General features: G+C 54.7%; 22 protein-coding genes and 1 riboswitch. Of the genes, 8 read left to right on the top strand and 14 right to left on the bottom strand.

Annotated features, from left to right (window positions below):
* Positions 1 to 91: 91 nt before the first annotated feature.
* The 7 genes from IMCC3135_RS05340 to IMCC3135_RS05310 all read right to left on the bottom strand — a co-directional run bounded on the left by IMCC3135_RS05340 (position 92) and on the right by IMCC3135_RS05310 (position 8012).
* Positions 92 to 832 carry a pyridoxine 5'-phosphate synthase gene (locus IMCC3135_RS05340; RefSeq protein WP_088916663.1) on the bottom strand — a complete coding sequence of 247 codons (741 nt, stop codon included), beginning with the start codon at positions 830 to 832 and terminating at the stop codon, positions 92 to 94.
* A gap of 89 nt (positions 833 to 921) precedes the next feature.
* Positions 922 to 2139, bottom strand: coding sequence for a DUF3570 domain-containing protein (locus IMCC3135_RS05335; protein WP_088916662.1), 1218 nt, complete (start codon positions 2137 to 2139; stop codon positions 922 to 924).
* Positions 2139 to 2345, bottom strand: a complete 207-nt coding sequence (locus IMCC3135_RS05330; protein ID WP_088916661.1) for a DUF4266 domain-containing protein — start codon at positions 2343 to 2345, stop codon at positions 2139 to 2141. Before IMCC3135_RS05330 ends, IMCC3135_RS05335 begins: the two co-directional genes overlap by 1 nt.
* A gap of 185 nt (positions 2346 to 2530) precedes the next feature.
* Positions 2531 to 3421, bottom strand: a complete 891-nt coding sequence (locus tag IMCC3135_RS05325; protein WP_088916660.1) for an FAD:protein FMN transferase — start codon at positions 3419 to 3421, stop codon at positions 2531 to 2533.
* Positions 3422 to 3436: 15 nt separating this feature from the next.
* The gene (locus IMCC3135_RS05320; protein WP_088916659.1) at positions 3437 to 4369 is read right to left on the bottom strand and encodes a dimethyl sulfoxide reductase anchor subunit family protein; all 933 of its coding nucleotides are present in this window, start codon (positions 4367 to 4369) and stop codon (positions 3437 to 3439) included.
* On the bottom strand, positions 4369 to 5094 hold the full coding sequence (locus IMCC3135_RS35700) for a 4Fe-4S dicluster domain-containing protein (RefSeq protein ID WP_088916658.1): 726 nt from the start codon (positions 5092 to 5094) through the stop codon (positions 4369 to 4371). Before IMCC3135_RS35700 ends, IMCC3135_RS05320 begins: the two co-directional genes overlap by 1 nt.
* Positions 5091 to 8012, bottom strand: a complete 2922-nt coding sequence (locus tag IMCC3135_RS05310) for a molybdopterin oxidoreductase family protein (RefSeq protein WP_088916657.1) — start codon at positions 8010 to 8012, stop codon at positions 5091 to 5093. The genes IMCC3135_RS35700 and IMCC3135_RS05310 overlap by 4 nt, the downstream gene beginning before the upstream one ends.
* A 219-nt stretch (positions 8013 to 8231) precedes the next feature.
* Here IMCC3135_RS05310 and IMCC3135_RS05305 point away from each other — a divergent pair, with 219 nt between their 5' ends.
* Entirely contained in the window at positions 8232 to 9179 is a 948-nt protein-coding gene (locus IMCC3135_RS05305; protein WP_088916656.1) for a complex I NDUFA9 subunit family protein, read from the top strand.
* 112 nt (positions 9180 to 9291) lie between these two features.
* Here IMCC3135_RS05305 and IMCC3135_RS05300 read toward each other — a convergent pair whose 3' ends face one another.
* Together IMCC3135_RS05300 and IMCC3135_RS05295 are read right to left on the bottom strand one after the other, a co-directional pair.
* A complete protein-coding gene (locus IMCC3135_RS05300; RefSeq protein WP_088916655.1) occupies positions 9292 to 9603 on the bottom strand; it encodes a hypothetical protein in 312 nt (103 codons plus the stop codon).
* Between the two features lie 105 nt (positions 9604 to 9708).
* Positions 9709 to 9929: riboswitch (cobalamin riboswitch) on the bottom strand.
* 72 nt (positions 9930 to 10001) lie between these two features.
* A complete protein-coding gene (locus IMCC3135_RS05295; RefSeq protein WP_157735777.1) occupies positions 10002 to 11102 on the bottom strand; it encodes an aminopeptidase in 1101 nt (366 codons plus the stop codon).
* 47 nt (positions 11103 to 11149) lie between these two features.
* On the opposite strand from IMCC3135_RS05295, the gene IMCC3135_RS05290 reads away from it, so the two are divergent.
* Positions 11150 to 12382: a multifunctional CCA addition/repair protein gene (locus IMCC3135_RS05290; protein ID WP_088916653.1), complete on the top strand. Its 1233-nt coding sequence runs from the start codon at positions 11150 to 11152 to the stop codon at positions 12380 to 12382.
* 41 nt (positions 12383 to 12423) lie between these two features.
* Here IMCC3135_RS05290 and IMCC3135_RS05285 read toward each other — a convergent pair whose 3' ends face one another.
* Together IMCC3135_RS05285 and IMCC3135_RS05280 are read right to left on the bottom strand one after the other, a co-directional pair.
* Positions 12424 to 12858 (bottom strand): VanZ family protein, encoded by a 435-nt coding sequence (locus IMCC3135_RS05285; protein ID WP_088916652.1) that lies wholly within the window; start codon positions 12856 to 12858, stop codon positions 12424 to 12426.
* 31 nt (positions 12859 to 12889) lie between these two features.
* Entirely contained in the window at positions 12890 to 13222 is a 333-nt protein-coding gene (locus tag IMCC3135_RS05280; protein ID WP_157735776.1) for a hypothetical protein, read from the bottom strand.
* Positions 13223 to 13364: 142 nt separating this feature from the next.
* Between IMCC3135_RS05280 and IMCC3135_RS05275 the strand changes: the two genes are divergently transcribed.
* A complete protein-coding gene (locus IMCC3135_RS05275; protein WP_205737917.1) occupies positions 13365 to 13739 on the top strand; it encodes a hypothetical protein in 375 nt (124 codons plus the stop codon).
* Between the two features lie 18 nt (positions 13740 to 13757).
* Here IMCC3135_RS05275 and IMCC3135_RS05270 read toward each other — a convergent pair whose 3' ends face one another.
* From IMCC3135_RS05270 to folB, 3 genes are all read right to left on the bottom strand, one after another.
* Positions 13758 to 14558: an undecaprenyl-diphosphate phosphatase gene (locus IMCC3135_RS05270; RefSeq protein WP_088916650.1), complete on the bottom strand. Its 801-nt coding sequence runs from the start codon at positions 14556 to 14558 to the stop codon at positions 13758 to 13760.
* Positions 14559 to 14624: 66 nt separating this feature from the next.
* Positions 14625 to 15791 carry a class I SAM-dependent methyltransferase gene (locus IMCC3135_RS05265; RefSeq protein WP_088916649.1) on the bottom strand — a complete coding sequence of 389 codons (1167 nt, stop codon included), beginning with the start codon at positions 15789 to 15791 and terminating at the stop codon, positions 14625 to 14627.
* The gene (gene folB, locus IMCC3135_RS05260) at positions 15784 to 16146 is read right to left on the bottom strand and encodes a dihydroneopterin aldolase (RefSeq protein ID WP_088916648.1); all 363 of its coding nucleotides are present in this window, start codon (positions 16144 to 16146) and stop codon (positions 15784 to 15786) included. The genes IMCC3135_RS05265 and folB overlap by 8 nt, the downstream gene beginning before the upstream one ends.
* A 119-nt stretch (positions 16147 to 16265) precedes the next feature.
* Here folB and rpmB point away from each other — a divergent pair, with 119 nt between their 5' ends.
* From rpmB to IMCC3135_RS05235, 5 genes are all read left to right on the top strand, one after another.
* Positions 16266 to 16502, top strand: coding sequence for a 50S ribosomal protein L28 (rpmB, locus tag IMCC3135_RS05255; protein ID WP_088916647.1), 237 nt, complete (start codon positions 16266 to 16268; stop codon positions 16500 to 16502).
* A 55-nt stretch (positions 16503 to 16557) separates the two neighbouring features.
* Positions 16558 to 16713: a 50S ribosomal protein L33 gene (gene rpmG, locus IMCC3135_RS05250; RefSeq protein WP_088916646.1), complete on the top strand. Its 156-nt coding sequence runs from the start codon at positions 16558 to 16560 to the stop codon at positions 16711 to 16713.
* 213 nt (positions 16714 to 16926) lie between these two features.
* The gene (locus IMCC3135_RS05245) at positions 16927 to 17682 is read left to right on the top strand and encodes an ABC transporter ATP-binding protein (RefSeq protein WP_088916645.1); all 756 of its coding nucleotides are present in this window, start codon (positions 16927 to 16929) and stop codon (positions 17680 to 17682) included.
* The gene (locus IMCC3135_RS05240) at positions 17679 to 18431 is read left to right on the top strand and encodes an ABC transporter permease (protein ID WP_088916644.1); all 753 of its coding nucleotides are present in this window, start codon (positions 17679 to 17681) and stop codon (positions 18429 to 18431) included. Before IMCC3135_RS05245 ends, IMCC3135_RS05240 begins: the two co-directional genes overlap by 4 nt.
* A complete protein-coding gene (locus tag IMCC3135_RS05235; protein ID WP_088916643.1) occupies positions 18428 to 19765 on the top strand; it encodes a GldG family protein in 1338 nt (445 codons plus the stop codon). The genes IMCC3135_RS05240 and IMCC3135_RS05235 overlap by 4 nt, the downstream gene beginning before the upstream one ends.
* Positions 19766 to 19771 lie beyond the last annotated feature (6 nt).

Here is a 19771-nt window from a genome sequence, read left to right as displayed (position 1 = left end):
GTTATTAACCTGGACATTTCATGAATAACCCAGATTCAGGGCTCGTAAAATAATAAGCTTGATAGGAAAAGCTATCGGGAAGCAGAGCTGTTCAGGCACCGCAGACTTTCAGAAATCGTGAAACGGTGGCTGCCATCCCGTATTCCAGAGCATCAGCAGTAAGCCCGTGACCGATGGAAACCTCGGCCAGTGTCGGAATACGCTCAATCAGAGCAGGCAAATTGGCGACCGTCAGATCGTGGCCCGCATTGACTTCCATGCCCAATGCTATTGCGGCATCAGCGGTGTTACCCAGGCGTTCAATTTCGGCGCGCATTGCCGCCTCATTGGCATAGGTACCACCGTAGGGGCCGGTGTACAGCTCGATTCGATCACATCCCGTGTCTTTCGCCCACTGAACCTGATCCACTTCGGCATCCGCAAACAACGATACCCGCATGCCACCACTTTGCAGGCGAGCGACTATCGGTGCCAGCATATTGTGCTGACTGCGAAAATCCCAGCCATGATCTGAGGTCGCCTGAGCCGGATCATCGGGCACCAGTGTGACCTGCTCCGGACGGACCTGCTCCACCAGTGCAAGAAAATCCTCGGTGGGATTACCCTCGATATTGAATTCGCAGCCAGGAAACTCAGTATCGATCAGCGCTCGCAGATCGCCTACATCACTGAAACGGGTATGCCGTTCATCAGGACGAGGATGCACGGTCAGCCCATGTGCGCCATTCTGCAGGGCGATCCGACCAAAGCCGGTGACACTGGGCCAAGGCAGGTCACGCCGGTTGCGCAACTGGGCAATGGCGTTGAGATTGACAGAGAGTTGGGTAGCCATGAAGTTCTGAGACTCAGCAGTGACAGCGGAAATCGTCAGATCAGTATAAGCGAAGTGATCAGCACTTCAGCGTGCTTATGCCTGACTTGTCAAAAGTCTACGTTGATACTGGTCTGAACAATGACAGCTGAATTACCCCCATAACCTGCAGTACTGAAGCTTTGGTCAAGGTACTCGCCACGAATCTTCAGCTCGACCCTGGGAGTCAGATAAATGCCGTATTTCATGCCGACGGTGGTGCTTTGCATCGCATCCAGTCGGTAGTCAGCACTGGCAAGTCCATTCTCTGGCAATTGCGGATTTGAACCGCTGTCAACAGGTAGATAGGTTTGATAGAAATCAGCTTCATTCTGTCGGTACCAGCGAAAATGGGGTTCAAGGTACTGCCGATCCGTCAGCTGGTGCCGATAGCGCACATCGACGGTATTTGATTGAACTCCCCAGTCATCCCGGTAAAAACGATAACTCAGATGAATGGAGTTTTCTGTATCAGCCAGCTGGTGGACCAGTTTGCCGAACAGACTGGTGCGCAACCGGGAATTGGGACGGCTATCATGGAAATTGGCCATGATGCGACCATTCTCTTCGGCTGCGCTGATGATTTTATAGGGGTCCGAGTGATATCCATCCGAAGCGCTGATTGCCAGGTTCAGCTGTGCGACGGTTTGGCGATTCACTACGCGACTGATACCCAGTAAGGCATCCACCGTCTCACGTTCACCTTCGCTATACAAACGTGTCTGCTGCACATTCCCCAGTGGTTCGGGGGTGACACCGGTGTCGCTGCGATAAATCGTATCGTTTGTCCATGCCAGCGCCGCGCTGAATGTAGTCAGCTTGTCAGTCGATTCTTTGGCAATGCCAAGATCGATACTCTGCGATTCATAATCGGATTCATCTGATATCGCACCACCCGCACTCAGCGTAATCGACGAGGTAATCAGGCGTTCGAGTTGCAACCCTGCCTGTATACGCGTATCCGTGAACGCGCTTCTCGAATAACCCTGCCCGCTTTCTCCGGAAACCCGCGTGACCGTGTCTGCTGATTCAGCCCCTCTCAGAGCGCCCGTCGGCGAGGCCCCTGACATGCTGTCATGCACCAGATTCAATGTCAGACTTCCCGTGTCTGTCTCGCGCTGCAGATTGAGCAGTGTCTTGGACACCGAGACCCTGTCGTCAGCTTCCTGATAGGACAGATAGGATAGATCAGCTTCCCAGGGATTTTCTGCCGCATTGGCACCCGGCACACTGCCCGCAGTAATCAGGGTGCAGGCAGCTACCGAGAGTTGGCGTTGCAAAGCCCCCATCAGTTACAGCCGCAGCCGCCACCTTGAATACTCACTCCTCCGGTGGAGGCCTCCCGCGAGAAATAGATGTGATCATCAACACTTTGTTCCAGCGCATCATTGATCAACTGCATATCGTCACGCGCCAGAACACCTCGCTGCCAGGGCTTGACCTCATCGACGTTAACGATGTCACCAACAACAGAACACGACGCCAGCGGTAGCATCACAGCCGCTATTAAAAAATGACGAAAGGCTTTCCGGAGCAGTTCTGAGAAAAACGGAGATTCACACTGGGGCCTTGGCATGACAATACCCTGCCTCATCGGCAAGTCGCGGTAGAGCCCTTACCTAGCAGAATGCACGCCAGTCAAAAAACCATTGAGCCTCAGGCTTCGTTCAACAATTAACGCTAGCGCTGTACCCAGTACCGCACGCCCTGATCCTCCAGAAACGACTCAGCCTCGTTGCCATGCAAAATGGCTAGCGTTGAGAGAATACCGGCCTCGGTGCAGGTATTACCAGCCACGGTAACCGACGCTGGAGCACCTTCCACCGGCCATCCTGTCTTCGGGTTCAGAACATGTCCGTAACGTACACCGTCCTTGAGCAGGTATCGACGGGCATCTCCGCTGGTGGTCAAGGCGCCCCGTTCCAGCAAAATGCTGTGCAAGGCATCGCTACTACCACCTCGGCTTGCCTCGATACCTACGCGCCAGCCCTGGGCGGTAACAGGCGAACGCAAGGCATGCAGGTCACCACCAAAGTTGACCAGAAACGGGGCCTGACAGTGCTCATTGAGCAATGAGACGGTACGATCAACGGCATACTCCTTGCCGATCCCACCCAGATCTATCTGCATTCCATCAGGCAGTGTGAAATGCGGCTCTGACCAGCTTACCTGCTGCCAACCCACCTGGGGCAATAGCGCATCCACTGCAGCCATCGTCGGCACACGGTCCGATCCATCGAAATTCCAGGCCTTGCGCAACAGACCGGAAGTCACATCAAAGAGCCCTTCGGAAAGAGTGAAACACTGATCGGCAAAATCCAGCATGCGAGCGGTTTCAGAATCCACCGTCACACTCCTGCCGGCCGCCGTGTTGATACGGTGAATCACGTTGTCATCACGGTAGCGACTGAACAGACGCTCGATGCGCAGCGCCTCCTTCTGCGCCAGTGCCATAAGCTGCGCTGCGCGCTTTCGCGAGCGCAGCTCAATATGAATTTCACAGGGACTGGCCATAGCCCGGAACACACCGACCCAGACACTGCCACGCTGCTCTATTTGCAGCTCTTTCATGCCTTTCGGGCCAACTCAGGTGCGCTGCATACCGTGATACAGATTCACGACATGTCGCGCCTCTGCGAAAAACAACCAGCGCTCCACGAATACGCCGGCATAGGCACTGATAAAAGCCAGTGTCAGATTAAAAAACCCGACACTATCCAATGGCCCGCGAATCAGAGCCAAGGGCAGCAAGAATGCAAGTCCGATACTGATATGTCGAAGCCAGATCAGCTTGACGCGATCGACCTGGTAAGCAAATTCCTTATTATGAAAGGTATCACTGCTATGGCCAACGTCCAGCAAGCGAACCGTTGCACGGGTGAAGCCCAGCGCCGTATTGATGGTTGGCCCAGCCGGCTGGCCAATCCAGTAGAAATAGACAATTTTCGCCAGAGCTGACAACACTAACAGCACCAATGACAAGGACAGCAGATGGGAGGTCAATAGAGACTGCTGTGCCAGCATCAGACTCAGAAACAAGGACCCCAGCAATATTCCCAGTAGTACAAAATTAACAGGGGTCATAGGGGTATGCCACTGACGTATCGTTTTCAACGATGCGTAGATCATACTCGTGCAAACCAGCACAGTAATGGCAAGACCTGCGGTAAGCACACCAAATACAATGGAGGCCGCCGTGTGACCAGTAAACCATTCGCATGCCATCCATAGCAGGCAGATCGGATAGAAGGTCACTGCAAAGACTGCCTCGCGTGACAACCAGGATGTTTTGAAACGCGTGAACGATCGCCAGGCATTTTTCGGGTTGGACAGGTGCAAGGTGGATGACAGGAGTCCGACCGTGATCAGTACCAGACCCACCAGGCCCATGGTGACGATCTGATCCGGGCTCATCTCGGGAACCATACCCAGAATGCGGATAAGACCCAACAGGAATAGCACGCCATAGCCGGTGCCAGCGGTGACCGTGAAGAAGATAACAGACAGTGCCGGATGCATCAGCGTGCTCCTTTACCAAGGCTGTTGAACGCCTCTTTCTGACGTTTCATCCACTTGCCAATGAGCGACTCTCCCGAAGCCTCAGCTTGCTTTTCGACCGTGGGCGCAGCAGGTCTTTGTCGGGGCGGCAGGTACTTGTTGGTGGGCTCATAACCCAGCTCTGGCATCATCGCATAACCGCCGCGCTCCCTGACCAGAGTGCTGACTTGCGAATCGGGGTCATCGAAGTCGCCGAAAAATCTGGCATGAGTGGGACAGGTCAGAACGCAGGCAGGCTGTCGCTCTTCCTCCGGCAGTTTCTGGTCGTGGATGCGATCGACACACAAGGTGCATTTCTTCATGACACCTTCGTTTTCGTCCAGCTCTCGGGCGCCATAAGGACAGGCCCAGGCACACAAATTACAACCCATGCACTTTGATTGATCCACTAATACGATGCCATCCTCTTCACGCTTGTAGGAGGCCCCCGTCGGGCAGACGGTTACGCAGGCAGCATCCTCACAATGCATGCAGGACATGGGCGCATTGATGGTCTTGTTGTTGGGAAAGTCATCGACCTCATAGTGCCTTACACGATTGAACCAGACACCACTGGGTTCCTTGCCATAGGGATCGTAGTCTGACAGTGGACCGGTTGTGCCGGACGTGTTCCATTGTTTGCAGGCAACGGCGCAGGCATGACAGCCCACACACGTGTCCAGATCGATAACCAGACCGAGTTTCATGGCTTGTCTCCGCGAGTCAGTGGTCCCCGGGTCAAGGCATCTTCCATGGAGCGTTCGAGGTTGACCGGTACGTGTGTGTGATAACGCAGCTCAGTAGCTGGTGTTGCCATGTCCGGCAGACGTTTTATTGATGCAAATGTCGGGTAACTCCCAGTCTCCCCGGGGGCTGCCAGAGTGACATTCACTTTCAGGTCATACCAGGCCGCCTGCCCGGTAACCGGGTCCGAATTGGTCAGGCCACGCTCACCCTCTTTAGAGGGCAGTAGTTCGGAGATCAGGTGATTCATGAGGAAGGCCTTTTGTGATTCGGGAGCATCGTCGGACAAACCCCAGGCACCACTTTGCTTGCCGATGGCATTCCAGGTCCATACCGTATCAGGATTACAACCTTCCATCAGCTTGATCTGACAGCGGATCTTGCCGTGATGGCTTTCCACCCATACCCACGCCAGATCATGAATACCCAAGGCCTCGCCACGTTCACGGTTCATGTACAGATAGTTCTGCGCCATGATCTGTCGCAGCCAGGCATTCTGCGAATCCCAGGAGTGATACATGAACATGGGTCGCTGATTGACGGCATGGAAGGGATACTTCTGATTATCTACGCGCTGCTCTTCCAAAGGCACATACCAGCACGGCAAGGGATCGAAGTACTGCACCAGCCTTTGCTTGTCGACTTCATGCTTTGGCAAAGGTCCGTCATATAAGCCCTGCCCTGCCAATCGAAATTTCTGCACGACCTCTGAATACAGCTCCATGACGATAGGACCACTATGGCCATTGAAGCCAACGCTTTTAGCCCACTCCAGATAATCCTTGTTGGCAAAGCGGTAGTAGCGTTGCTCTGGTGGCAGATGATGCTCAAAGAAACAGTCGTTGTCCTGATAAGCCTGCCATTGATCCGGATTGGGGGCACCAACCATATGCTCATCACCATTCTCGCCACGCCAGCCAGCCAGAAAGCCAATCCCCGGTGCTTTTTCCCAGTTGGTGATGAAATCCTTGTAGTCCTTGAACTTCGCCCCGCCATCAGGGTTTGTCAAAGCAGGAAAACCCAACCGTGTGCCGATATCCACCAGCACTTCCTGCCAGGGCCTGACGTCCCGATCCAGCGCCACAATGGGCTGACGAATAGCATCACAGGCTGAGTGAGCCTCCGAGATCGGCCGGTCCAGCATGGAGATCGTATCGAAGCGCTCCAGGTAGGTGGTGTCCGGCAGCACCAGATCCGAGTAGTTCACCATCTCGGAATGGAAAGCATCACTGGTCACGATGAAGGGCAATTTGTAATCGCCGTATTCATCCTTCTCCCGCAGCATGTCCTGTACTTCTGCGGTATTCATGCTCGAATTCCACGACATGTTCGCCATGAAGAGAATCAGCGTATCAATTGGATACGGATCACCCTTGACCGCATTGTTGATGACCATATGCATCATGCCATGGTTGGCAATGGGCGCCTCCCAGGAGTAGGCCTTGTCAATTCGTAGTGGTTCGCCATTGGCATCAATGACCAGATCCTCAGGCCCCATGGGAAACCCCAGCGGCGGCGACGACAAGGGCGTATCCGGTGCCATGGACTTCGCCGGCTTGATCGGCGGGGCAATATGCTTGGGGAAAGGCGGTTTGGCCAGATGCGAACCGGGGCTGTCCACCGCACCCAGCAACACTTGCAGCAGATGAATGGAACGGCAAGTCTGGAAACCATTCGAATGTGCTGATATACCGCGCATGGCATGCATGGCGACGGGTCTTCCGATGAACCTCTCGTGCCGGCGCCCGGTCCAGTCAGTCCATGGAGTCTCTATCGTGATGCTCTCCTTGAAAGCCACATGCGCCATTTCCAGTGCCAGACGTTCGATAGTTGCAGCATCAACACCCACGGTGGCTGCCACATTCTCCGGCGCATATTCCTCGCTCAGATACTTTTCCGCCAGCAGCGTCATGACCGTTTTGACGCGCACTCCCTTAGCCGTGGTGTATTCCCCGAACAGAGCTGCTTCGACATCGTTATCGTGACTGGATTCAAGCCAGGACGCCACGCTGTCCGTAGTCTGGTCCCAGACCTGCAATGCTTCGGACTCATCACGCAGCAATAAGCCGTTCTGCGATGTGCCCGGTGCATCAATGACCAGTTGTGTGGCATTGGTATAGCGGCTGAGAAATTCCCAATCGAACTGATCGTTCTTGAGCAATACATGCGCGAACGACAGTGCCAGCAAGCCATCCGTACCGGGACGAATGCCAATCCACTCATCAGCAATCGCCTGATAACCGGTGCGTACCGGATTGATGGCAACAAACTTGGCCCCGCGGCGCTTGAGCTTTTCCAGGCCGATCTTGATGGGATTGGAGGCGTGATCTTCTGCAACGCCCCACAACATAAAATATTTTGCATGATCCCAATCCGGATCACCGAATTCCCAGAAGGACTGGCCTGTCATGTACAGACCACCAGCCGCCATGTTCACCGAGCAAAAGCCCCCGTGAGCCGCCCAGTTGATGGTGCCGAACTGCGATGCCCAGAATCCGGTCAAGGCCTGCATCTGGTCACGCCCGGTGAAGAACGCCAGACGCTTGGGGTCATGTGCACGGATCTTGCGCAGCCGTTCCGTCAACAATGTCAAAGCCTTGTCCCAGGAAATCGGCTCAAACTCGCCATCCCCGCGCTCGGTGCCAGCCTTTCTGACCAGCGGCTGCGTCAGCTTGGCAGGCGACTTCTGCTTCATGATGCCGGCATTACCTTTGGCACACAGCACACCCTTGTTGACCGGGTGTTTGGGATTACCCTGGATAAAACGAATCTCTTCGCCCTCCATGGTCACCTTGATACCACACCGGCACGCGCACATATAGCAGGTAGTCATCTTGACTGTCTGCTCGGCGTGGTTTTCGAATTCCGGAAGTACTGACATAGGCAATGAGCTTTAGCAGGGATGCACTGATGGCGTCTACTATGGCGAGAACTCGACACAGACGCCACCCAGAAAAATCTTGCGGGTCCATAAATTATACCGTCACCACAGTGCTGTAATCGCATGCCGGCGGTAAAGCTGCCGCTACCTTATCTTTTAAGGCAAAATATACGAGTTGCCTTCACCCTAGAATTGTCAAATCAGGAGTTCCTAATTCACATGAGCAATCGTCGCATTACCTTGTTGGGTGGATCAGGCTTTGTCGGCTCTCAGCTGACCTATCGCCTGGCGCAGACCTATGATGAAGTGGTGGTATTGACGCGCCGTGCACAACATGTCAGATCACTTCGCACGCTGTCAAATGTGCATGTTCGAGAGGTTAATGTTCACGATGCAGCCGCGCTGAATGAGGCAATTGCAGGCTCCACCGCCGTTATCAATCTGATTGGCATTCTCAATGAAGGCGGCAACAAATCAAAAAACAGTTTTGCAAGTGCACACTCAGGTTTGACAGAAAAAGTACTCGCAGCCTGCGCAGCAGCTGGCGTACAGCGCTATCTGCACATGGGCGCCCTGAACGCCGATGCGGAAAACGGCAGCAGCGAATACCTGCGGACCAAAGGACAGGCCGAAGAGCTGGTACGCAACAGCCAGAGTAGTGTTGATTGGACTATCTTTCAGCCTTCCATCATCTTTGGTGAGCACGATGCCTTCTTCAACAGATTCGCAGGCTTGCTACGAGCCCTACCCATCTTTCCGCTGGCAGTCCCGGATGCAAAGATGGCCCCTGTCTTCGTCGGCGACGTCTGCCAGGTGATGATCGATTCCATTGATGACCCTGCGGCTATCAGCTCTACCATCAAACTGTGTGGCCCGAAAGACTACACCTTGCGCGAACTGGTGCAATACACTGCGGATACGGCCGGCCTGTCCCGCACCATCATCGGCCTGCCTGACTGGGCATCCAGAATGCAAGCCAGAGTCATGGAATATGTTCCTGGCAAACCGTTCAGCCGTGACAATTACCAGAGCCTGCAAACGCCTAGCGTCTGTGGTGACAACTGCCCTCGCCAGCCAACTTCACTCGATGCTGTGGTACCGCGCTATATAGGTACCAAAGACTGGACCGGGCTACTGCAAAAGCGCCGCGCCGCCGCTCGACGCTGAGACTCAACGGCCCCGGGCTGTGTTCTGGCACGGGGCAAGTTCAAACTTCTGCAGCACCAGAGTTCAGTCTATTGCTGAACGACGCCCCCTCCCTGGGGGGGGCGCGCAATGATTAATGCAATGTTCGTCGTCGTGGAGCGCCTGTACGTCGGTTAATACGGGAATTCTTTCGCCCCGATCGCTCCTCCGAACCAGTCGTATTGAGTGCAGCTTCCAGCAAAAGATCGCAAAAAACACTGATGGCCGGTACTGACAACTTCAGTGGTGCTGCCCGTTCATGCGCCAGCTCCGCCTGCTGAGTGAAATCGCCTTCATCCGGCACCGAAACCAGCCACTCAAGAAATCCCATGCGTCCAAGCACAAGGGCATCCTCTCGTGACTCCAGCGGCTCTGTCAGTCTTAGCAGGATATTGTCCAGACTCATGATGCACTCCGTAGAGAAGGTGGTTCTTGCACCAGGCAAAACCGGATAAGTCGTTGGACACATACTTTCATTACAGTGCTCCTGCCCGGGGTCACCCCGCCCGGATTGAGTTTGCTTGTGATGGCAGGTCTCCTGACTCACGGTTCACCGCTACTTCGCCTTTCCCGAGATATTACCCAGTGGGATTGTTCGAAACAGCTTACCGTTTACAGTTGCGGGGGCAGTCATGGGTTTGAACGGAATCGATTCTGACAACGATCGCACCATGTTCCCTTTTCATCCCGAGCCGCCGAAGCGACTCAAGAACCATCACGATTCAAGGGCGTAACACAAAGAAACCCTCAGTCACATTATTGGAATTGAGCTGGCCAGTGTCAAGCGCCAACTAACCCCCTCCTCTATTGAGCCTGATCAAGCTCCAGATAGGTTTCAATTCGCTTCTGCCGCTCTGCATGATCCAGATCTTCCATGCTCTTTGCCAGTGCATAAAAAACGGTTAGATCCTGACCCGCCTCGTCATACATAGCATTGAAAGCTGGCACATTACGCCGATAGGTAGACACCGCCACCAGCCGGGCGTTGTTGAGCTCCCGCTTGAACCAGTTGTCGTAACCCGCATACCCATCCCAGGATTGTTTCAAGGACTCATAGCTCACCCGCATATCATCGAACACGGCCTTTTTAGCCTCGCGCATGGATTGCTCAGGCAGCTCCCGAGCGTACAAAGTCAGCAACTCATCACGCGTCTGCTTGAGCAAAACCAGAAAGTCTTCAACACGGGTTTGAGAGCTATCGTAGGTGGCGATACGATCAACCTCGCCGCGTTGCTCAAGCCAGGCACGCACTCCCAGCTGCTCCACGAACGTTGCAAAGGCTTCATTGAAGTTACTGTCATCCTTGATATAGAGCACCTGATGAGCCAGCTCATGGAACAAGGTGCCCACATAGCGCACATCGCTACCACGCAGCATCGTATCCAGCACTGGATCATCGAACCAGCCAAGCGTCGAATAGGCCGAAGCACCACCGACTGAAACATCATAGGTTTCCAGCGCCAGTTCGGCGGCATACTCATCAGCATCGGCACGATCAAAATAGCCACGATAACTGACACAGCCTGCGACCGGAAAACACCAGGTTCTGGCTTTCAGGGAGAACTCTTCCGCTGCCACCACGTTCCACGTCACCGCGTCGCGCCCGGTTTCCACATACGTGTTGTAGCTATCATTGTCAGGCAGCAGCAAGTACTCACTGGCAAATTGTCGGGCATCCATCAGCGTTTGCAGCTTCTGACGCAGCTCAGGGTTGGTTTCAGGATCGCTCAGCAGCTTGTCGATCGGCTGCCGTGCACGCATCAGCTTGAAATGCCCACCCACCGCCTGCGAGTAGTATCCGATGGTTCCACAACCGCTGAGCGATACCAACACAGCACCCAGTACACAGATACGTACGAACGGTTTCCAGGGTAAAGCGCATGTTGATCGGCGTTCTTTTATCATTGTCAGTGTAACATTCAGGATATGCGCCAAATCAGACAAAAAGCCTTATGAAGCACTATCTGGTAGGTGGCGCCGTTCGTGATCAATTACTCGGCATACCGGTCATCGATCACGACTGGGTAGTGGTTGGCAGCACGCCCGACGACATGCTCAAAGCCGGATTCAAATCAGTGGGCAAAGACTTCCCGGTTTTTTTGCACCCGGACAGCCATGAAGAATACGCACTGGCAAGAGTAGAACGCAAGACAGGACCTGGCTACCACGGCTTTGAATTTTCAACTGATGCCAGCGTGACGCTGGAAGAGGATCTGAGCCGTCGAGACCTGACCATCAATGCGATCGCGCAACGCAAGAACGGTGAACTGGTTGACCCGTTCAATGGCAAGGCCGATATCGAAAACCGCGTTCTGCGCCATGTATCAAAGGCCTTCGTCGAAGATCCGGTGCGCATTCTACGCATTGCAAAGTTCATGGCACGCTTCAGCCATCTGGGATTCACGATAGCGGATGAGACGCTGGAATTGATGCGCCATATGGTCGATGCAGGCGAAGTCGACAACCTGGTGCCTGAACGCATCTGGCAAGAGATGCAGGGTGCGCTACTGGCCAGAACCCCGGGAGCCTTCTTCCAGGCCTTGCGCGCATGCGGCGCGCTGGCAGTGATTCTGCCCGAGGTAGACGCCTTGTTCGGCGTGCCTCAGCCAGCCAAGTGGCACCCTGAAATCGACAGTGGCATTCACACACTGATGGTGCTTGAACAGGCCGCACTGCAAAGTACGGAACTGGATGTCCGCTTCGCGGCACTGTGCCATGACCTGGGCAAGGCGACGACACCGACAGACATCCTGCCCTCGCACCACGGACATGAGGAACGCGGCGCCCGTCTGACAGAGACGCTGTGCGAGCGGCTTCGGGTTCCCAAAAAGACACGCGACATCGCCGTCCTGACGGCTCGCTGGCACACCCACTGCCATCGATCCATAGACTCCAAAGCGAGCAAACTGGTCAAACTACTGCAATCGATGGATGTGGTTCGCAAGCCGGAACGCTTTGAATATTATCTGCAAGTCTGCAAGGCAGATGCTCGTGGCCGACTGGGACAGGAGCAGAGCGCGTATCCGCAAGCTGATTTTCTCAGACAGGTAGCCAAGGTGTTTCTTCAGGTCGACACCGCCGCCATAGCGCGTGCCACTGATGATAAATCCACCATCGCGGCCCGCATTACCGAAGCCAGGGTGAATACTATCAAGCAATGGCTTGACAGCTACCCGTCCGATTGAGTGCGCTTGTATTGAGCCTGCTGATCAGATTGCAGGACTACTTAAGTGCGCAGGACAGTCCGGCAGAACTGAGTCTCCAGCCAGGCCAGTGTGCCCCCGACCCAGGTGTATGCCAGTGCCCAGGAGAGCAGAACTCCCGAGGTATTGGCAACCATATCCAGTACATCGAACTGGCGCGTGGGCGTCATACCCTGAATGAACTCGATGGCCACCCCCATGCAAACCAGGCCCAGAGCCAGAACCAGTCGCGTCAGATCATGCCGGTAGATTTGTGAAAACCACCCCATGAGACCTGCATAGGCCAGCGTGTGGACCACTTTGTCATGCAGCATGACGGCCTTGACCGGTGCAGGCAAAGCAATAATGGAGCTGACGGCTACCACCAGAAGCATTAGCACCCCCACGCTGATCCACAGGCGTCGAAAGCGCAGATGCCTGATTGTCATCAGGCCTTTGGGTGTGAAATCGAATCTCATGCAGAAAAAGTGATGTGGAAGGTTGATCTGTCTACAACTTGACAGTGATGAGCACGGAGATCGTCAGCAATATTGCCAACCCCACGTGACCGATACTGGATATCGACAATGGATGCCACCAACTGCCGCCACGCCACCGTGTATATGCGATAACCAGGCCACTGAACAACAGGATGAACACCAGCACCCAGATACCCACTGACGGCGCCTCGATTGACCAGTTACGCCTGTCTCGTCCATCCAGAATCCACCCTGTCAATGAGTAGACCATATAGAAGCAGTTCATCACCAATGGCACAATCAGTAGCGAGAACTGCAGAATCGGACCAGCGACCGGGGAACTTCCCAGAAAATTTCTACTCATGAGACCCACATTGACGTAAGAAAAAGACCGACTCTGCGCATAATCCCCAGACTCTACAATAATTGCTTGAACCATGGGCGGCACATCAGTTGTATCGTTATCTCATGACATCATTGACGCCAGAAAATTCCAGGGAAAAATAATGGACAAAACGATAAGGACGCCACTACTGGCCACATTGCTGATGATCGCTGCAACCAATGCTGCTGCCGGCGAGGCAGACGTTGTCGGAGGCAGCATAACCGCTCTGGGTGATGGAAAGTTTCGTATCGATGCCACGGTACTGCACGAAGACTCGGGCTGGGATCATTACGCTGACAGATGGGATGTACTGGCCGTCGACGGCCGGATCCTGGGCAGTCGTGAACTGGCGCATCCTCATGAAAACGAACAACCCTTTACTCGTTCGCTGACCCTGGCCCTGCCTGAGGGCATGAGTGTCGTCAAGTTACAGGCCCACGACTCGGTACACGGTCTGGGCGGCAAGATTTTCGAACTGGCCGTTCCCAGCCAATAGCCCTGCCGCCCTGTCGATTTAACCTGCGACCATGATCACCAGGAATATACCCAGCAACAATCGGTAGATCACGAAAGGTGTCATACCCATACGGTTGATGACGGCCAGAAAATAATGGATGCAGACAAAGGCACTCACGGCAGCAATAGCGGTGCCTGTCGTCAAGGCTGTCCAGTCTACCGGTACGGCGGCTGAAACCAGATCCTTGGTAACGCTCAAGCCTGACAGCACAATGATGGGGATGGACAGAAGAAACGAATAACGCGCAGCAGCCTCACGAGTCAGTCCCAGCAACAGCCCGGCCGTTATCGTGATGCCGGATCGCGATGTTCCTGGTATCAGTGCTATTGCCTGCGCGCCCCCGATGACAAGAAAATCCTGCCAGTTCAGACTGTACTCTGACCTTTCCAGCTTGCCGCGGCGATCAGCCAGCCATAACAGCAGACCGAAGATGATGGTTGTCACGGCGATCACCATGGGCGAACGCAAGTAGACTTCGATGTAATCCTTGAAAGCCAGACCGACCAGGCCCGCCGGAATGGTTCCCAGAATGACGCCCCAGGCGAGCCGGGCTTCCGGTGTCATGGTGCGTTGCTTCATGGATGCGATCCAGGCCAGGAACAACTTGACGATATCGTGCCGGAAATAGGCCACTACCGCTATCAGTGTTCCAAGATGCACAGCGACATCAAAATCCAGCCCCTGATCGGGCCAGCCGAGCAAACGCGGCACAAGAATGAGATGGGCGGAGCTGGATACAGGAAGAAATTCGGTTAAACCCTGAACCAGGGCCAGCCAGATGATATGAGTTAGTTCCATACGAGTTTGAGCCGAAATGCCATGGACTTCGAAGGAGCCTCATGGACTGTAATAGATGAAGGAAAACTACAAACGGTAAGCAAGATCCTGGGAGTGGAACCCCGAGAGGTCGTGATCATAGCCCTTGCCAAGCGCCATAACCTGAAACCGCTCCCCCATTTCGCTCGGCAAGGTCAGCGTTTTGACCGCCTGTGCGATCTGAATGCGATGCACTTCACTATCAGCAAGAGCCGTCTGCTGCTCAGCCAGAGTCAGCAGCTGATTGTCCAGAAGGTAGGCAGACTGGGACGCGTAGCCAAGTAGATCCAGCTCCTGACTGACCGCGGCTTCAGCAACAGCGGTGAAATCGACATGTGCGGTGAGGTCCTGCAGGCCGGGCCAATAGAACGGGTCGTCATGAGACCTGTGCCGGTAGTAACACGTCATTGTGCCCTGCACTCTTTCGGGCAAATAATATTCGCGCCGCGGATAACCATAATCCACCAGCAATATCACGCCGCTGGCCAAGGTTTGCGCCAGAGCGGCGATCCAGGGTTTGAGATAAAGACAGGCCTCTGAACAGTAGCCTGCAGGCAATGGCTCTCCCAGATCGTTCTCGATGGCAGCGACGGCCAGCTGGAGCACCGCGGGGGCTGGTCGATTGAATGCCGTCAGCTCAGCAGTGACACAGACTTGCTCGATTTGCCCTGCCGAGCTGACAGATTTGACGAAACGTTCAACCGGCAAGGCATCCATGACCTCATTGGCAATGATCACGCCGCTGAATGAATCTGGCAGTGTTGCAATCCAGGCAACACGGCTGAATGCCGTTTCATCAAGATGCTCACGCAGTAACTGTTGCTGGCGTTGCACCAGATCGGCACTGGGTTCCAGAATGGTGTAATCCAGCCCACCTTCGCCTGCCAGCGTCTGCAGAATACTCAGCGCCAGCCTGCCACTACCGGCTCCCAGCTCCAGCACGCCGCCTCCGTGTCGAGCCAAAACGCCTCTCACTTCGTTCGCCAGTGCAGCACCGAATAACGGTGATATCTCGGGAGCCGTCACAAAATCACCCTCAGCACCGAACTTGGCAGCACCTGCCATGTAATAGCCCAGGCCTGGCTCATAGAGCACCTGTTCCATATATTGTGCAAAGCTCAGCGGGCCATGGCTGCGAATACGCTCGCTCAGCAACTGACGCAAGCGCTCACTGTGCGCGGCGGCATTGGCATCGGGTGCAGGCAGTTCAAGCATGCGGACGCTCACCTCGCTCAATGATGACTCCGACATCGGTATTACCGGCCAGGGCATCAGGTTTGTGGAGGGTCAGCTTGACCCACTGGACACAAAAATCATTTCTGATGATCTCTGTGACGCGCTCTGCGAGGGTTTCTACCAGCTGAAACTCACTATTTTCAATAAAATTGATGAGCTGGTCGGATAACACCTTGTAATTGAGTGTACTTTCCACATTCTCGGTTTGAGCCGCTTTTGCTATATCCGCTGACATTTCCAGGTCCAACACCACGCGTTGGCGGGTTGTACGCTCCCAATCGTAGATCCCAATAATGGTTTCTACCTGCAGGTTCGTGATGAATATGCGATCCATTTTACATTCCTAACGGTTGATTGTATAAAATAGGCCTCTATACACTTGAGGCTTGGCCAGGAATTCGCTACACTCCGCAGGCTAAGCGCAGTACACGTCCCTATTTGGAGTAGTTTCGCATGTCCAGAGTCTGCCAGGTCACCGGCAAGAGCCCCATGTCCGGTAACAATGTTTCGCACGCCAAGAATCGGCGCAAGCGTCGTTTCCTGCCTAATTTGCATTCCCACCGTTTTTGGGTTGCCGCCGAAAAGCGATTCGTATCACTGCGGGTATCATCCAGCGGCATGCGAGTCATTGACAAGCGCGGTATCGACACAGTTCTCAGCGAACTGCGTGCCCGCGGCGAAAAAGTTTAATTAACCGCCCGGCCTTGCTCCAGTAGCAAGAGCGAGCCCTAACGAAATCTGAATCATGCGAGACAAAATCAAGATGGTGTCCTCTGCCGGCACCGGACATTTTTACACAACGTCCAAGAACAAGCGCACCATGACTGGCAAGCTGGAAATGAAGAAATTCGATCCGGTTATTCGCCAACACGTCATGTATAAAGAAGCGAAAATCAAGTAAGACTGCCTTTACGGTAGTCCTTGGAAAAGCCCGGTTTTTACCGGGCTTTTTTGTGGGCGTTATTCCTGCACGAAGCAAAACACCTCCCCACACCCCCGCACCTGCAAAGATTCTTCGCAATGCCATGAAAATTACCAGCACGGCATAACTGCTGCAGTGGAACCAGACTGCTTCAGCACTGCTCTATACTCTCGCTCTAGACGTTTTCAGGACATGGCTCTGCACACAAAATCCCTTGCCGACGCAGCCGACACCTCGGGTGCCCGCAATACCACGCCCCTTCTCGAGGCTCAAGGGCTGACACTTCGACATAGCGACGCGACCGGCATCAGCGATATTTCCCTGAGCCTGTACCGCGGCGACATCGTTGGCTTGCTGGGGCTCAATGGTGCCGGCAAATCAACCACGCTTCGAATTCTGTGTGGCGTTCTGGTGCCCGACCAAGGCTCGGTGGTTATCAACGGTCAGTCCATGAGCGACAATCCGCTACAAGCTCGCGCTCAGGTAGGGTTCCTGCCCGATCAGCCGCCTTTGTACGATGACATGCGCGTCTGTGAATACCTGACGCTGACCGGGCGTATTCGCGGCTTGAAGGGCAAGCGCTTGAAGACTCGTCAGTTGCAGCTCATTGAGCAATGCGCCCTGGGTGATGTGCAACGCAAGATCATCGGCACCTTATCCAAAGGCTTTCGTCAGAGGGTTGGCCTTGCTCAGGCGCTGATTCACGAACCGGCCGTTGTTCTGCTGGACGAACCCGCCAATGGGCTGGATCCGCAACAAATGGATGGCATGCGCAAACTGATTAGTGACATCGGGCAGCAGCAGGCGATCCTCTTTTCGACACACCTGCTATCAGAGGCGACGGCTATCTGCAACCGCGTTGCCATCATTCATGAGGGCAAGCTGGTCGCCGATCGCCCCGCCAACGGAGATGATCTGCAACAGATATTCCAGGGAGCCATCTCGTGATTGGCATCATCGCCCGGCACGAGGGCGCCAGTTTGCTGCGCAGCATGCAGACCTGGATCATTGCCGCCCTGCTGGCGGCTCTGTTCGGATTTCAGTTTCTCAAGCAACTCGAAGTCTTCATCGCCCTGCAATCACAATTGGCCGCACAGGATCATCCCGTCGGGCTCAGCGGCTTCATGAGTGTTCGTTACCTGGAACCCCTGGCACTGGCCTTCACCTTTGTTGCCCCCCTGTTTGCCATGCGCAGCTTCAGTGACGAATTCAGACACCACACCTACGCTCTGTGGCAGTCTTCACCGGTCAGCACCACCGCTCTGGCCGTGGGCAAGTTTCTAGGTGTCTTCGTGATATTGCTGGCATTGGTGCTTCTGGCCCTGAGCATGGTGATGGTAATGCAATGGCTCATCCCCATGGACTGGCCACTAATACTCTCCTCATTACTGGGGCTCTCACTGTGTACCGCCGCCTGTACGGCTGTCGGTCTGTATTTTTCCTCACTGACGCAGCATGCTCTGGTGGCCATTATCGCCAGCCTTGCTCTGCTGTTCATCTCGTGGATGCTAGGTAGTGCCACTGCCGGAGTTCTGCCACTGCAGCTACTGGGCAGCCTGTCCATTGCCACCCATTTGCACGGATTTTTTCAAGGCTTGCTACAGACGCAAGATATCGCCTTTTTTGTCCTGATGACGGCTCTGTTTCTTGGTCTGACGATTATCCGGCTCGACTCACTCAGACAAGCGAGCCGATGAAAAAGCGCACAACAACGCTGCATACGCTCTTGGCAGTTCTGCTGCTGTGCATCGTGCTGGCAACAGGCTGGCTGACACAGCGATTCAGCTTCTCCCATGACATTACCGCCAATGACAGGCATAGCCTGTCGCCAACAACCATTCAGGTGCTTGAGCAGATGGATGCACCGGTGGAGATGATCGCCGTGCTGAGTTCCAACCCACAACAGCGCGAAGGCGTCGAGGCACTGGTCGCCCTCTTCCAGCAGGTCAAACCCGATCTGCAATTACGATTCCTCAACCCTGAAACTGACCCTGCCGCCGCCCGTGCCCTGGATGCCGCTCCCGGTGGTGAAGTCATTCTCAAGGCCGCCGGACGGGAACAACGACTACAGAATCTGTCTGAAAGATCACTGGTCAATAGCCTCAGACTGCTAACCCGGGAAGGTGATCGTGACATCGTATTCATTACCGGTCACGACGAAAGAAGCCCGGTTCGCACTAGCAATGATGACTGGAGCCGCATTGCGATTGAGCTTGCCGGTGTGGGCCTTGTCAGTCGCGAAGTCAGCCTGGTCAGCGCTCCTTATCTGGAAGACAGCATTGACCTGGTGGTGATCGCTGCACCACGACGCCCCTACTTTCCAGGCGAAATCGCCAGCCTCGATGACTATGTGCGTCGCGGTGGCAACCTGTTATGGCTGAGCGAGATTGCCCGCGACAAGGTCGCAGGGCCAGGCCTGCAATTATTGGCAGACAACCTGGGAGTGGATACGCTCGAGGGCACGGTTATCGATGCCGCCAGCCAAGCGTTGCAGGCTGAGTCGCCCGATTTTGTACTGCTGGATCGATTTCCGGCACACCCTATCGTGGCAAGGCTGACCAGCCCCGTCTTGCTGCCACAGGCATCTGCTCTGGCAGTGACACCGCTGGCCGGTCAGCAAATACTGCCACTACTACAGACCCCCGACGCCAGCTGGACTGAAACCGGCGCTTTGAGCGGCGCCATCCAATTTGATGAGGGAACATCTGAAGTAGCCGGCCCCTTACTGCTGGGAATTACCATCGAGCGCCCCCTGGTAACCGGCATGCAACGCTTTGCTGTCATCGGAGATGCTGACTTTGCCGCATCGCAGTTTCTGGATAACGGCTCCAATAAAGCCTTTACCGAATCTCTGATTCTATGGCTGACAGGTGAATCCGAAGCACTGGATTTCGTTACCCAGAAAGCCATTGACAGCGAACTGCAGCTCGACAACAGGGCCATCATCATGCTCACGGCTGTCTACCTGGCTGGCATTCCGGCGCTATTGCTGATCGGCGCCGGGCTGGTACGCTGGCGTCGACGTAATTGATGAAAG

The sequence above is a fragment of the Granulosicoccus antarcticus IMCC3135 genome, assembly GCF_002215215.1.
Lineage (GTDB): Bacteria > Pseudomonadota > Gammaproteobacteria > Granulosicoccales > Granulosicoccaceae > Granulosicoccus > Granulosicoccus antarcticus.
Note: the sequence above shows the minus strand (reverse complement) of the source record. Positions and strands in the feature narration are given on the sequence as shown.